This is a genomic window from Brachybacterium sp. GU-2 (assembly GCF_030866705.2).
Classification (GTDB): domain Bacteria; phylum Actinomycetota; class Actinomycetes; order Actinomycetales; family Dermabacteraceae; genus Brachybacterium; species Brachybacterium conglomeratum.
Genome location: NZ_CP133037.2, coordinates 3381085 through 3394624 on the forward strand (window position 1 = coordinate 3381085; position 13540 = coordinate 3394624).

Genomic DNA, 13540 nt, shown 5'->3' on the forward strand with positions numbered 1-13540 from the left:
ATGCCCCGCCACTTCCTGCGCGACGACGACCTGGGACCCGCGGAGCAGAAGGAGGTCCTCGCCCTCGCCCTCGAGCTCGCCGGCGACCGCTTCGCCAAGCGCCCCCTGGAGGGACCGCGCACCGTCGCGGTCATGTTCGACAAGGCCTCCACCCGCACCCGCGTCTCCTTCGCCACCGGCATCGCCGAGCTCGGCGGCAGCCCGCTGGTGATCGACGCGGGCTCCAGCCAGCTGGGTCGCGGCGAGTCCGTCGCCGACACCACCGAGGTGCTCACGCGCATGGTCTCCGCGATCGTGTGGCGGACCTTCGGCCAGGAGCGGATCGAGGAGATGGCGGCCCACGCGACCGTGCCCGTGGTCAACGCGCTGACGGACGAGTTCCACCCCTGCCAGATCCTCGCCGATCTCCAGACCATCGCCCAGCACACCGGGGGACTGGCCGACGGCGACGCCGCGCTCGCCGGGCGCTCCCTCGCCTATCTCGGCGACGGCGCGAACAACATGGCCCACTCCTACCTGCTCGGCGGCGTCACCGCCGGGATGGACGTGCGGATCGCCTCGCCCGCCTCCCACCGCCCCGACCCCGGGATCGTCGCCCGCGCCGAGGAGATCGCCGCGTCGACCGGCGGCGCGGTGCTCGTCACCGACGATCCGCGCGAGGCGGTCTCCGGCGCCACCGCCGTCATCACCGACACCTGGGTCTCCATGGGCCAGGAGGGCGAGGACGGCCGCGGCGAGGAGACCTTCGCGCCCTTCCAGGTCACCTCCGAGCTGATGGCGCTCTCCGGCGGGATCTTCCTGCACTGCCTGCCCGCCTATCGTGGCAAGGAGGTCGCCGCCGAGGTCATCGACGGCCCCGCCTCCGTGGTGTGGGACGAGGCGGAGAACCGCCTCCACGCCCAGAAGGCCCTGCTGACCTGGCTGCTCGAGCACCCCGACGAGAGCACCGCCGCCCACGCCGTCGCGCACGTCCGCACCCGCGGCGCCCGGGAGCGCGCATGAGCGACTCCCGGCGCGCCCTCGCGCAGACCAAGACCTCGCGCCAGCAGCGCATCGTGCAGCTGCTGACCCACGAGGAGGTCTCCTCCCAGTCGCAGCTCGCGCAGCTGCTGACCGCGGAGGGGATCGAGGTCACCCAGGCGACGCTCTCGCGGGATCTCGTCGAGCTGCAGGCCGAGAAGGTCCGCGGCTCCGCCGGGAGCCTCGTCTACCGCCTTCCGCCCGAGGGCGGCACCGCCCGTCCCGTCGGCGCCGAGGGCGAGCTGCTCGAGGCGCGGCTGCCGCGGCTGGCCGAGGGGCTGCTCGTCTCCGCCGAGGCGAGCGGGAACCTCGTCGTCGTGCGCACCCCGCCCGGCGGCGCCCAGTACCTCGCCTCCGCGATGGACCGCTCCGTCATGCCCGACGTGCTCGGTACCATCGCCGGGGACGACACCGTCCTGCTGGTCTCCCGGGACCCCGCCGGCGGTGACCGCCTCGCCGAGCGGCTCCTCGACCTGGCCGAGGGCCGGCGCGAGCTCGGCGCCCTCGACGAGGGCGGCGAGGCGCCGTGACGGCGCGCACCGGGCAGGTCCGCCCGTCGGCCCCCGCCGGGACGACCCCGGCACCCTCGCCTCGCAGACCCTGACCTCGCCCACCTCCGGCCCCAGGGACCGGGCCCCCGTGCCCGTCCCGCCGTCGCACGGCCCGCCCCGGCCATCGCGGCACCACCCCGACCACCACTGAACCCCTACGACCTAGGAGCACCCCTCATGACCGAGAAGATCGTCCTCGCCTACTCCGGCGGACTCGACACCTCCGTCGCCATCGGCTGGATCCACGACGCCACCGGCGCCGACGTCATCGCCTGCGCGGTCGACGTGGGCCAGGGCGGCGAGGACCTCGAGGTCATCCGCCAGCGCGCCCTGGACTGCGGCGCCGTCGAGGCCTACGTCGCCGACGCCCGCGACGAGTTCGCGAACGAGTACTGCATGCCCGCCCTCAAGGCCAACTCGCTGTACATGGATGCCTACCCGAACGTCTCCGCGATCTCCCGCCCCGTGATCACCAAGCACCTGGTCAAGGCCGCGAAGAAGTACGGCGCCACCACTGTCGCCCACGGCTGCACCGGCAAGGGCAACGACCAGGTGCGCTTCGAGGTCTCGATCACCTCCCTCGCCCCCGAGCTCAAGTGCATCGCCCCCGTGCGCGACCTCGCGCTGACCCGCGACAAGGCGATCGAGTACGCCGAGCGCAAGGGCCTGCCGATCGCGACCACCAAGCACAACCCCTTCTCGATCGACCAGAACGTGTGGGGCCGCGCCATCGAGACCGGCTTCCTCGAGGACATCTGGAACGAGCCCACCAAGGACGTCTTCTCCTACACCGACGACCCCGCCTTCCCGCCGGTCGCCGACGAGGTCGTGATCTCCTTCGAGCAGGGCGTCCCGGTCGCGATCGACGGCCGCGCCGTCACCCCGCTCGAGGCGATCCAGGAGCTCAACCGCCGCGCGGGCGCCCAGGGCATCGGCCGGATCGACATCGTCGAGGACCGCCTGGTGGGCATCAAGTCCCGCGAGGTCTACGAGGCGCCGGGCGCGATGACGCTGATCACCGCCCATCAGGAGCTCGAGCGCGTGACCCTCGAGCGCGAGCAGGCCCGCTTCAAGCGCCAGGTCGGCGACCGCTGGACCGAGATGGTCTACGACGGCCAGTGGTTCTCCCCGCTGAAGAAGTCGCTCGACGCCTTCATCGAGGACACCCAGCGCTACGTCAACGGCGACATCCGCATGACCCTGCACGGCGGCCGCGCCACCGTCACCGGGCGCCGCTCCGAGACCGGCCTGTACGATTTCAACCTCGCCACCTACGACGAGGGCGACACCTTCGACCAGGCCAGCGCCCGCGGCTTCATCGACATCTACGGCCTCGCCGCCAAGCAGGCCGCGGCGCGCGACGTGGCGCTCGGCAACGGCGAGGACCTCGATGCCGCCGAGGACCAGGCATGAGCGACGCCCCCTCCGCGAACTCGCACGGGGAGCCGACGGGCGCCGTCGGTCCCGGGGCCGACGCGTCGGCCGCGCAGGAGAGCGCCGCGCTGTGGGGCGGACGCTTCGGCTCCGGTCCGGCGGCCGCGCTGGCGGCGCTGTCCGTGTCCACGCACTTCGACTGGCGGCTCGCCCAGTACGACCTGCGCGGCTCGAAGGCGCACGCGAACGTGCTCCACGCCGCCGGGCTGCTGAGCGACGAGGAGCTCGCCGGGATGCAGGACGCGCTGGACCGCCTCGCGGCCGACGTCGCCTCCGGCGCGTTCGCCGCCGCGCCCGAGGACGAGGACGTGCACACCGCCCTCGAGCGCGGCCTGATCGAGCGGGCCGGGAAGGACCTCGGCGGCAAGCTGCGGGCCGGCCGCTCCCGCAACGACCAGATCGCGACCCTGATCCGCCTGTTCATCCGCGACCAGGCCCGTGCGGTCGGCGATCAGGTCCTGGACCTCGTCGACGTGCTCGTGGCCCGGGCCCGCGAGGTGCACGGCGCGCCCATGCCGGGCCGCACCCACCTCCAGCACGCCCAGCCGCTGCTGCTCAGCCACCACCTGCTGGCCCATGCCTGGCCGCTGCTGCGGGACGTGGAGCGGCTGCGGGACCTGGACGCCCGCGCGGACTCCTCCCCGTACGGCTCGGGCGCCCTGGCGGGCTCGAGCCTGGGCCTGGACCCGCAGGCCGTCGCCCGGGAGCTCGGGTTCGGCGACTCGGTGTGGAACTCGATCGACGGGACCGCCTCGCGGGACCTGACGGCGGAGTTCTCCTTCGTGCTGGCGATGATCGGCATCGACCTCTCGCGCCTCGCGGAGGAGGTCATCCTGTGGAACACGAAGGAGTTCTCGTTCATCACCCTGGACGACTCCTACTCCACCGGCTCCTCGATCATGCCGCAGAAGAAGAACCCCGACATCGCCGAGCTCGCCCGCGGCAAGGCCGGGCGCGTGGTGGGCGACCTGGTGGGGCTGCTGACCACGCTCAAGGCGCTGCCGCTGGCGTACAACCGCGACCTGCAGGAGGACAAGGAGCCGGTCTTCGACCAGGTCGACTCTCTCGACCTCGTGCTCCCGGCCTTCACCGGGATGATGGCGACGCTGACCTTCCACACGGAGCGGATGGCGGAGCTGGCCCCGCAGGGCTTCTCCCTCGCCACCGACATCGCCGACCACCTCGTGCGCCGCGGCGTCCCGTTCCGGGTCGCGCACGAGATCTCCGGCTCCTGCGTGAAGGTCGCCGAGGAGCAGGACAAGGAGCTGTGGGACCTCACCGACGACGAGCTCGCCGGGATCTCCGAGCACCTCGACCCCTCGGTCCGGGAGGTGCTCTCCGTCGAGGGCTCCATCGCCTCCCGTGATGCGAAGGGCGGCACCGCCCCGGTGCGGGTGGCCGAGCAGACCGACGCCGCGGCCGCCCAGGTCGCCGGCCTGCGCGCCTTCACCCGGGACCGCGCCGAGGGCTGACACCCGCGCGACGAGGCGGCGCTCCGGGCCCTGCCTGCCGGGGAGCTCCGCCCCTGGACGGCCGGGCGCCGCGCTGCGACACCCGCCTCCCGGCGCGGTGTCCACCGGAGGGATGGGAGAGGCCCGGGACCTGCACATGACAGGTCTCGGGCCTCTCGCCTGCCGTCCACGACCGCCGACGCCGTCGGGCCCGCGCGCGATATCGCGTGGCACCCCGCCCCGTGAGTGGGGGACAATGACCGTGGCCCCGACCGGGGACCGCACCGCACCACCGAGAGGAAACGATCGATGCATTCCGTCCTGGACGAGCTCGCCTGGCGAGGACTCGTCGTGCAGACCACCGGGCGCGAGGCGCTCGGAAGCGCTCTGGCGGACGGACCGATCAGCCTCTATTGCGGCTTCGACCCGACCGCCGCCTCCCTGCACGTCGGCCACCTGACCCAGGTGCTCACGATGCGTCGCCTGCAGCTGGCCGGCCACCGCCCCTTCGCCCTCGTGGGCGGGGCGACCGGTCTGATCGGCGACCCCCGCATGTCCGGCGAACGCGTGCTCAACGACGCCGAGATCGTCGCGACCTGGGTCGAGAGCCTGCGCGGCCAGATCTCCCGCTTCCTCGACCTCGAGGGGGAGTTCGGCGTGACCATGGTGAACAACCTCGACTGGATCGGGCAGATGAGCGCGCTCGACTTCCTGCGGGACATGGGCAAGCACTACCGCATGGGCACGATGCTCGCGAAGGACACCGTCGCCCGCCGTCTCCAGAGCGATGAGGGCATCAGCTACACGGAGTTCAGCTACCAGGTCCTGCAGGGCATCGACTACCTCGAGCTGCATCGCCGGCACGGGGTGTCCCTGCAGTACGGCGGCAACGACCAGTGGGGCAATCTGCTCTCCGGGGTCGACCTCATCCACAAGGTGGAGGGGCACGAGGTCCATGCGCTGACCACTCCGCTGGTCACCAAGGCCGACGGCACCAAGTTCGGCAAGAGCGAGGGCGGTGCGGTGTGGCTGGACGCAGAGCTCACCAGCCCCTACGCGTTCCACCAGTTCTGGCTCAACGCGGCCGATGCGGACGTCGTGAACTACCTGCGCTTCTTCACCTTCCGCAGCCAGGAGGAGATCGCGGAGCTGGAGCACGCCACCGAGACGGCCTCGCACGAGCGCGCCGCGCAGAGGGCTCTGGCCGACGAGCTCACCACCATGGTCCACGGGGCCCGGGCCACCGAGCAGGCGAAGGCCGCGGCCTCTGTCCTCTTCGGCCGCGGGGACGTGCGCGCGCTGGACGAGCAGACCGTCCTCGCCATCGCCCGTGAGCTGCCCGGGGCGGAGGTCTCCGCGACCACGCCGCTGGTGGACGCGTTCGTCAGCGCCGGCATCGCGCAGTCCAAGGGTGCGGCCCGACGGGACGCCGACGGGGGAGGACTCTCCGTGAACGGGGAGAGGATCTCCGCCGACGACCTCGCACGGGAGGTCGGAGAGCTCGACGCGCTGCCGGGGGCGAGGCTCCTGCTGCGTCGCGGTCGCAAGAACGCCGCGATGGTGCACCGCCTCGATTGACCGGTCCGGCGTGTCGACTCCCCGTGTCGACACGCCGGCGCGGATCCCCCCGCCGCCCCACCGAGCCCCGCCACCCGACGCACAGTCGAGAGGCGGGGCTCGGTGCGCATCCGGGGGCGTACCGGAATGCTGGACCCACGGGCTCTCCGGAGCGACCGTCCGCGGCACGCGATTAAGCGCCGACGAGCTTGCTTGTCAACCTGACGATAAGGACCGGTGACCCCTCTCTCAAGCGTGGGTCACATTCGGGTGAACGAGCGCTTTCCCGGTCGAGCAAAGCAAGGCTGACCTGCGCAAATACCAATTCCGCAGGGTGAACGGAGGCTGAACGGAGCGGCTTGACGGCCCCTCGCGGGACCCGTAATGTTCTTTCTTGTCAGCAGCGAGGACGCAGACGCGAAGGGCCGAGAGCCTCCCCGGGAGGAGCGAGGAACGGAGCGACTGGGACTCACTGCGGGCCCGCCGGGACGAGAGATCGGACCAGCGGCCGTGACTCGGACACGGACGGATCGCACCGCGATTCGGAGGTGACCGGGACCACGCGGAGCGGAGTTGGACCTGGCCGCGAAGAACTGCTAGAGTAGTGACTCGCGCCGGGACGACGAAGCAAGTAGGAGTCGTCGACGGGATCGCCCGCCGGCAACGAGCCTCAGAGATGAACCGCGGAAGCGGGGACTCGACGATGTGCGCGTGTTGCTTGATATCTCAATAGCGTGTCTGTTTATCGATGCCATTATTTTGAATGGCAGATTATAACGGATGATACAGCAGTTAAATGCTGGTTGTTTGTTTATTTTGTCAGGTTTATAGTTTTTCATGATTTTCATGGAGAGTTTGATCCTGGCTCAGGACGAACGCTGGCGGCGTGCTTAACACATGCAAGTCGAACGATGACGGTGGTGCTTGCACCACCTGATTAGTGGCGAACGGGTGAGTAACACGTGAGTAACCTGCCCCCCACTTCGGGATAACCTCGGGAAATCGTGGCTAATACCGGATACGAGCACTCATCGCATGGTGGGTGCTGGAAAGATTTATCGGTGGGGGATGGACTCGCGGCCTATCAGTTTGTTGGTGAGGTGATGGCTCACCAAGACGATGACGGGTAGCCGGCCTGAGAGGGCGACCGGCCACACTGGGACTGAGACACGGCCCAGACTCCTACGGGAGGCAGCAGTGGGGAATATTGCACAATGGGCGAAAGCCTGATGCAGCGACGCCGCGTGGGGGATGACGGCCTTCGGGTTGTAAACCCCTTTCAGTAGGGAAGAAGCGAGAGTGACGGTACCTGCAGAAGAAGCGCCGGCTAACTACGTGCCAGCAGCCGCGGTAATACGTAGGGCGCAAGCGTTGTCCGGAATTATTGGGCGTAAAGAGCTTGTAGGTGGCTTGTCGCGTCTGCCGTGAAAACCCGAGGCTCAACCTCGGGCGTGCGGCGGGTACGGGCAGGCTAGAGTGTGGTAGGGGAGACTGGAACTCCTGGTGTAGCGGTGAAATGCGCAGATATCAGGAAGAACACCGATGGCGAAGGCAGGTCTCTGGGCCATTACTGACACTGAGAAGCGAAAGCATGGGTAGCGAACAGGATTAGATACCCTGGTAGTCCATGCCGTAAACGTTGGGCACTAGGTGTGGGGGACATTCCACGTTTTCCGCGCCGTAGCTAACGCATTAAGTGCCCCGCCTGGGGAGTACGGCCGCAAGGCTAAAACTCAAAGGAATTGACGGGGGCCCGCACAAGCGGCGGAGCATGCTGATTAATTCGATGCAACGCGAAGAACCTTACCAAGGCTTGACATGCACTGGACGGCTGCAGAGATGTGGCTTTCTTTGGACTGGTGCACAGGTGGTGCATGGTTGTCGTCAGCTCGTGTCGTGAGATGTTGGGTTAAGTCCCGCAACGAGCGCAACCCTTGTTCTATGTTGCCAGCACGTGATGGTGGGGACTCATAGGAGACTGCCGGGGTCAACTCGGAGGAAGGTGGGGACGACGTCAAATCATCATGCCCCTTATGTCTTGGGCTTCAAGCATGCTACAATGGTCGGTACAATGGGTTGCGAAACTGTGAGGTGGAGCGAATCCCAAAAAGCCGGCCTCAGTTCGGATTGGGGTCTGCAACTCGACCCCATGAAGTCGGAGTCGCTAGTAATCGCAGATCAGCAACGCTGCGGTGAATACGTTCCCGGGCCTTGTACACACCGCCCGTCAAGTCACGAAAGTCGGTAACACCCGAAGCCAGTGGCCCATCCTCGTGAGGGAGCTGTCGAAGGTGGGATCGGTGATTGGGACTAAGTCGTAACAAGGTAGCCGTACCGGAAGGTGCGGCTGGATCACCTCCTTTCTAAGGAGCATCACCAGTATTGGTGGCCATCGTCGTCTGCGAGTGTCAGGCGGGTGGTTGCTCAAGGGTGGAACATCGATGGATGGGCACTTCATCTGCTGCGCTGATCGCTAGTACTCCTTCGGGATGGAACGTGTGAGGGCAGCGGGTTCGAGGTGGAGACACGCTATTGGGTTGTGAGGCTGCACGCAGCCCCCGTTTGTGGGGGTGTGTGGCTGGTCCCCCCGATCATGACTGTCCGTTGGATGGTGGTGGTGGGTGTGGGGTTGTTTCTTGAGAACTGTATAGTGGACGCGAGCATCTTGTAAGCAATTTTTAAGCGCAAAGTGTCTTTGTGTTGCCGTAAGTTTTAAAGGGCGCACGGTGGATGCCTTGGCACAAGGAGCCGACGAAGGACGTGGGAGTCTGCGTTAAGCCTCGGGAAGTTGACAACCGAACTGTGATCCGAGGATGTCCGAATGGGGAAACCCACCACGAGTCATGTCGTGGTACCCGCTGCTGAATGTATAGGCAGTGTGGAGGGAACGCGGGGAAGTGAAACATCTCAGTACCCGCAGGAAGAGAAAACAAATAGTGATTCCGTGAGTAGTGGCGAGCGAAAGCGGAGGAGGCTAAACCTGGTCTGTGTGATACCCGGCAGGGGTTGCAGGTCAGGGGTTGTGGGACGTGTCTGTGGGGTCTGCCGGCCTTGCGACGTGTACGCGCAGTGGTAGTCGAAGCCGTGGTGAGTGCGGTGGCGTAGAGGGTGTGACCCCCGTAGACGAAACCAGTGCGTGGCGTGACGCTGTTCCCGAGTAGCACCGGGCCCGTGAAATCCGGTGTGAATCTGCCAGGACCACCTGGTAAGCCTGAATACTACCTTGTGACCGATAGCGGACAAGTACCGTGAGGGAAAGGTGAAAAGCACCCCGGGAGGGGAGTGAAATAGTACCTGAAACCGTGCGCTTACAATCCGTCGGAGCCTTGAGGGGTGACGGCGTGCCTTTTGAAGAATGAGCCTGCGAGTTAGTGGTCGGTGGCGAGGTTAACCCGTGTGGGGTAGCCGTAGCGAAAGCGAGTCTGAACGGGGCGTTCAGTCGCCGGCTCTAGACCCGAAGCGAAGTGATCTATCCATGGGCAGTGTGAAGCGCGGGTAAGACCGCGTGGAGGCGCGAACCCACTTCAGTTGAAAATGGAGGGGATGACCTGTGGATAGGGGTGAAAGGCCAATCAAACTTCGTGATAGCTGGTTCTCCCCGAAATGCATTTAGGTGCAGCGTTGCGTGTTTCGTGCCGGAGGTAGAGCACTGGATAGGCGATGGGCCCCACCGGGTTACTGACCTTAGCCAAACTCCGAATGCCGGTACGTGAGAGCGCAGCAGTGAGACTGTGGGGGATAAGCTTCATGGTCGAGAGGGAAACAGCCCAGAACATCAGCTAAGGCCCCTAAGCGTGTGCTAAGTGGAAAAGGATGTGGAGTTGCTGAGACAACCAGGAGGTTGGCTTAGAAGCAGCCACCCTTGAAAGAGTGCGTAATAGCTCACTGGTCAAGTGATTCTGCGCCGACAATGTAGCGGGGCTCAAGCACACCGCCGAAGCTGTGTCACTCCAACTTTTGTTGGGGTGGGTAGGGGAGCGTCGTACAGCCGGTGAAGCTGCGGGGGAACCCAGTGGTGGAGGCTGTACGAGTGAGAATGCAGGCATGAGTAGCGAAAGACGGGTGAGAAACCCGTCCGCCGATTGATCAAGGGTTCCAGGGCCAGGTTTATCCGCCCTGGGTTAGTCGGGACCTAAGGCGAGGCCGACAGGCGTAGTCGATGGACATCGGGTTGATATTCCCGAACCGATCGTAGGAGGACCCATACCGAGGCGGCTGATGCTAACCACCCGAGCTGTCACCGCACCCTTCGGGGTGTGGATGGTGGTGAGGCTGGGAACCAAGGTCGTAGTAGGTCAGCGCGTGGGATGACGCAGAGAGGTAGCTTCCGCGGACTTAATGGAATAGTCCGTCTAAGCGTGCAGCCCGGCCCCGGGTAATGCTGGGGCCATGAGGGTGAGACGTGATGGGGATCCCGTATGGGCGTAGGTGAGTGATCCTGTACTGCCTAGAAAAGTTCCGGCGTGACGAATACGGTCGCCCGTACCCTAAACCGACTCAGGTGATCAGGTAGAGAATACCGAGGCGTTCGAGAGAATCGTGGTTAAGGAACTCGGCAAAATGCCCCCGTAACTTCGGGAGAAGGGGGGCCCGATCCGTGAGAGCGGAGAGGGCCGCAGAGACCAGGGAGAAGCGACTGTTTATTAAAAACACAGGTCCGTGCGAAGTCGTAAGACGCTGTATACGGACTGACGCCTGCCCGGTGCTGGAAGGTTAAGAGGACCGGTTAGAGCTTTTCGGAGTTCGAAGCTGAGAATTTAAGCCCCAGTAAACGGCGGTGGTAACTATAACCATCCTAAGGTAGCGAAATTCCTTGTCGGGTAAGTTCCGACCTGCACGAATGGCGTAACGACTTCTCCACTGTCTCAACCGCGAACTCGGCGAAATTGCATTACGAGTAAAGATGCTCGTTACGCGCAGCAGGACGGAAAGACCCCGGGACCTTTACTATAGTTTGATATTGGTGTTCGGGACGGCTTGTGTAGGATAGGTGGGAGACTGGGAAGCATTCACGCCAGTGAGTGTGGAGTCGTCGTTGAAATACCACTCTGGTCGTTCTGGATTCCTAACCTCGGTCCGTGATCCGGATCAGGGACAGTGTCTGATGGGTAGTTTAACTGGGGCGGTTGCCTCCTAAAGAGTAACGGAGGCGCTCAAAGGTTCCCTCAGCCTGGTTGGCAATCAGGTGTTGAGTGTAAGTGCACAAGGGAGCTTGACTGCGAGACAGACATGTCGGGCAGGTGCGAAAGCAGGAACTAGTGATCCGGCACCTCATTGTGGAATGGGTGTCGCTCAACGGATAAAAGGTACCCCGGGGATAACAGGCTGATCTTGCCCAAGAGCTCATATCGACGGCATGGTTTGGCACCTCGATGTCGGCTCGTCGCATCCTGGGGCTGGAGTTGGTCCCAAGGGTTAGGCTGTTCGCCTATTAAAGCGGTACGCGAGCTGGGTTTAGAACGTCGTGAGACAGTTCGGTCCCTATCCGCTGCGCGCGTTGGATATTTGAGAAGTCCTGTCCCTAGTACGAGAGGACCGGGATGGACTGACCTCTGGTGTGCCAGTTGTTCTGCCAAGGGCATGGCTGGTTGGCTACGTCGGGAAGGGATAACCGCTGAAAGCATCTAAGCGGGAAGCCTGCTTCGAGATGAGATATCCTTGCACCCTTGAGGTGTGTGAGGCCCCCAGTAGATGACTGGGTTGATAGGCCAGATGTGGAAGCACAGTAATGTGTGGAGCTGACTGGTACTAATGGCCGATGACTTACAACAACATTCTTTGTGTTGGTTGTTTGCTGTGTGTGTTCGCGTCCACTGTGCGGTTCTTGGGGAACAACCCTGCTGCTGGCACCTTTTTTGGTGTGGGTGGGTGGCTGGTTGTGTCTCATCGTGTTACGGCGGTCATAGCGTCGAGGAAACGCCCGGTTCCATTCCGAACCCGGAAGCTAAGCTCGATCGCGCCGATGGTACTGCACTCGGGAGGGTGTGGGAGAGTAGGTCGCCGCCGGACATCTTCACTGGGAGTGGAGGAGTGCTTGAACCCCTTGCGGGTGTTCGCCTCCTCCACTCCCTTTTTCATGCCCGGAATCGGGGAGCCGCCACGACGGCAAGGGCGGGGCCGCTCTGCAAGGGCTGGTCAGAGGTCATGGCGCGGTCGGGGGTTGGCGCCGGCCCATGGCGTCTCCGGCTCCGGGAGGGCCCGGTCGAGCGGGTGATCCCTGCAATCCCCTCGGCGGAGCTCTCCGCAGTTCTGCCGGTCACCTCGGGGCCGTACGTCGGCTCAGGGCCCCTGCCTCCCCGGTAGACTCGGCTGTCGTGTCGCTCCTGTCCGGGAGCGCAGTCCGCACTCCGGCCCCGCTCCTCGGGACCGGTTCGATCCCCAGGAGAGACATGCCGTCCACGCTGCCGGGTGTGCCCGACATCGATGATCAGCTCGCGACGAGCATCGTCGAGCGCCTGGGCACCATCGAGCACGGGCTGCGCGATGCCGTCGCGAGCTCCGACGACATGGTGCGCTGGACCGCTCGCCACCTGATGGACGCCGGCGGCAAGCGCGTGCGGCCGATGCTTGTGCTCCTGGCGGCGTCCCTCGGGGACGTCGATGCCGAGGGCGTGCAGGACGCGGCGATCCTCGTCGAGCTGACCCACCTGGCCAGCCTGTACCACGACGACGTGATGGACTCGGCGCCCACCCGCCGGGGCACCGACAGCGCCCACTCGCTGTGGGGCAACAACGTCGCGATCCTCACGGGGGACTTCCTCTTCGCGCGGGCAAGCGCGCTGAGCGCCCGCATCGGTCGCGAGGCCGTGCGGATGCACTCCGAGACCTTCGAGAGGCTGTGCCTCGGCCAGCTGCACGAAACCGTCGGTCCTGCCGAGGGGGACGACCCCTTCGCCCACTACATCTCCGTCCTCTCCGACAAGACGGCCTCGCTGCTCGCCCTCGCCGGCGACCTCGGCGCCTCCCTCGCCGGGGCCCCCGAGGGCTCCGGCGACGTCATGCGCCGCTACGGCGAGAAGGTCGGGGTCGCCTTCCAGCTCGCGGACGACGTGCTGGACCTCGAGAGCGACGCCGCCGCGAGCGGGAAGACCCCGGGCATCGACCTGCGTGAGGGCGTGCCCACCATGCCCACCCTCCTCGTCCGTCGCCGGGCGGCCGAGCAGCGGGACGCGCGCAGCCTCGAGATCCTGCGCAGGCTCGACAGCGATCTCAGCGACGACACCGCGCTGGGCGAGCTCGTGGAGCTGCTGCGCGAGGACGAGGCGCTCGAGGAGACGCGCCGGCTCGCCCAGCGCACCGCCGATGAGGCCGTCGAGATCCTCGGCGAGCTGCCGCAGGGACCCGTCCGCGAGGCGCTGCAGACCTTCACCCGCACGCTCGTCGAGCGCCGTCGCTGAGCTCCTCGTGAGGTCGGCGACCGTTCCCTCCGCCTGACCTGCACGGGGACGGAACGTGACCGGGCGACCGTAGAACGTCGCGCGGGGGACCGGTACTCTGTCAGTTGTCGTGCGCGACCACGTCGACCGC

The 13540-nt window shown here is 65.7% G+C and carries 6 protein-coding genes and 3 rRNA genes; all 9 read left to right on the forward strand.

Annotation, left to right across the window (positions count from 1 at the left end):
• The 9 genes from argF (at window position 1) to RBL05_RS15580 (ending at window position 13410) form a co-directional block, all read left to right on the forward strand.
• On the forward strand, window positions 1–1002 hold the full coding sequence (gene argF / locus RBL05_RS15540) for an ornithine carbamoyltransferase (protein WP_263312135.1): 1002 nt from the start codon (window positions 1–3) through the stop codon (window positions 1000–1002).
• The gene (locus tag RBL05_RS15545) at window positions 999–1550 is read left to right on the forward strand and encodes an arginine repressor (RefSeq protein ID WP_308738712.1); all 552 of its coding nucleotides are present in this window, start codon (window positions 999–1001) and stop codon (window positions 1548–1550) included. The genes argF and RBL05_RS15545 overlap by 4 nt, the downstream gene beginning before the upstream one ends.
• A gap of 198 nt (window positions 1551–1748) precedes the next feature.
• Entirely contained in the window at window positions 1749–2984 is a 1236-nt protein-coding gene (locus RBL05_RS15550; protein WP_053916893.1) for an argininosuccinate synthase, read from the forward strand.
• On the forward strand, window positions 2981–4477 hold the full coding sequence (argH, locus tag RBL05_RS15555) for an argininosuccinate lyase (RefSeq protein ID WP_010550123.1): 1497 nt from the start codon (window positions 2981–2983) through the stop codon (window positions 4475–4477). The genes RBL05_RS15550 and argH overlap by 4 nt, the downstream gene beginning before the upstream one ends.
• Before the next feature lie 288 nt (window positions 4478–4765).
• Window positions 4766–6034 carry a tyrosine--tRNA ligase gene (tyrS, locus tag RBL05_RS15560; protein WP_053916888.1) on the forward strand — a complete coding sequence of 423 codons (1269 nt, stop codon included), beginning with the start codon at window positions 4766–4768 and terminating at the stop codon, window positions 6032–6034.
• Window positions 6035–6856: 822 nt separating this feature from the next.
• A 16S ribosomal RNA gene (locus RBL05_RS15565) occupies window positions 6857–8376 on the forward strand.
• Window positions 8377–8716: 340 nt separating this feature from the next.
• Window positions 8717–11784: ribosomal RNA gene (locus RBL05_RS15570) — 23S ribosomal RNA — on the forward strand.
• 121 nt (window positions 11785–11905) lie between these two features.
• A 5S ribosomal RNA gene (rrf, locus tag RBL05_RS15575) occupies window positions 11906–12022 on the forward strand.
• Together the 16S, 23S and 5S rRNA genes form the textbook arrangement of a ribosomal RNA operon.
• 380 nt (window positions 12023–12402) lie before the next feature.
• A complete protein-coding gene (locus tag RBL05_RS15580) occupies window positions 12403–13410 on the forward strand; it encodes a polyprenyl synthetase family protein (protein ID WP_308738710.1) in 1008 nt (335 codons plus the stop codon).
• Window positions 13411–13540: the final 130 nt, after the last annotated feature.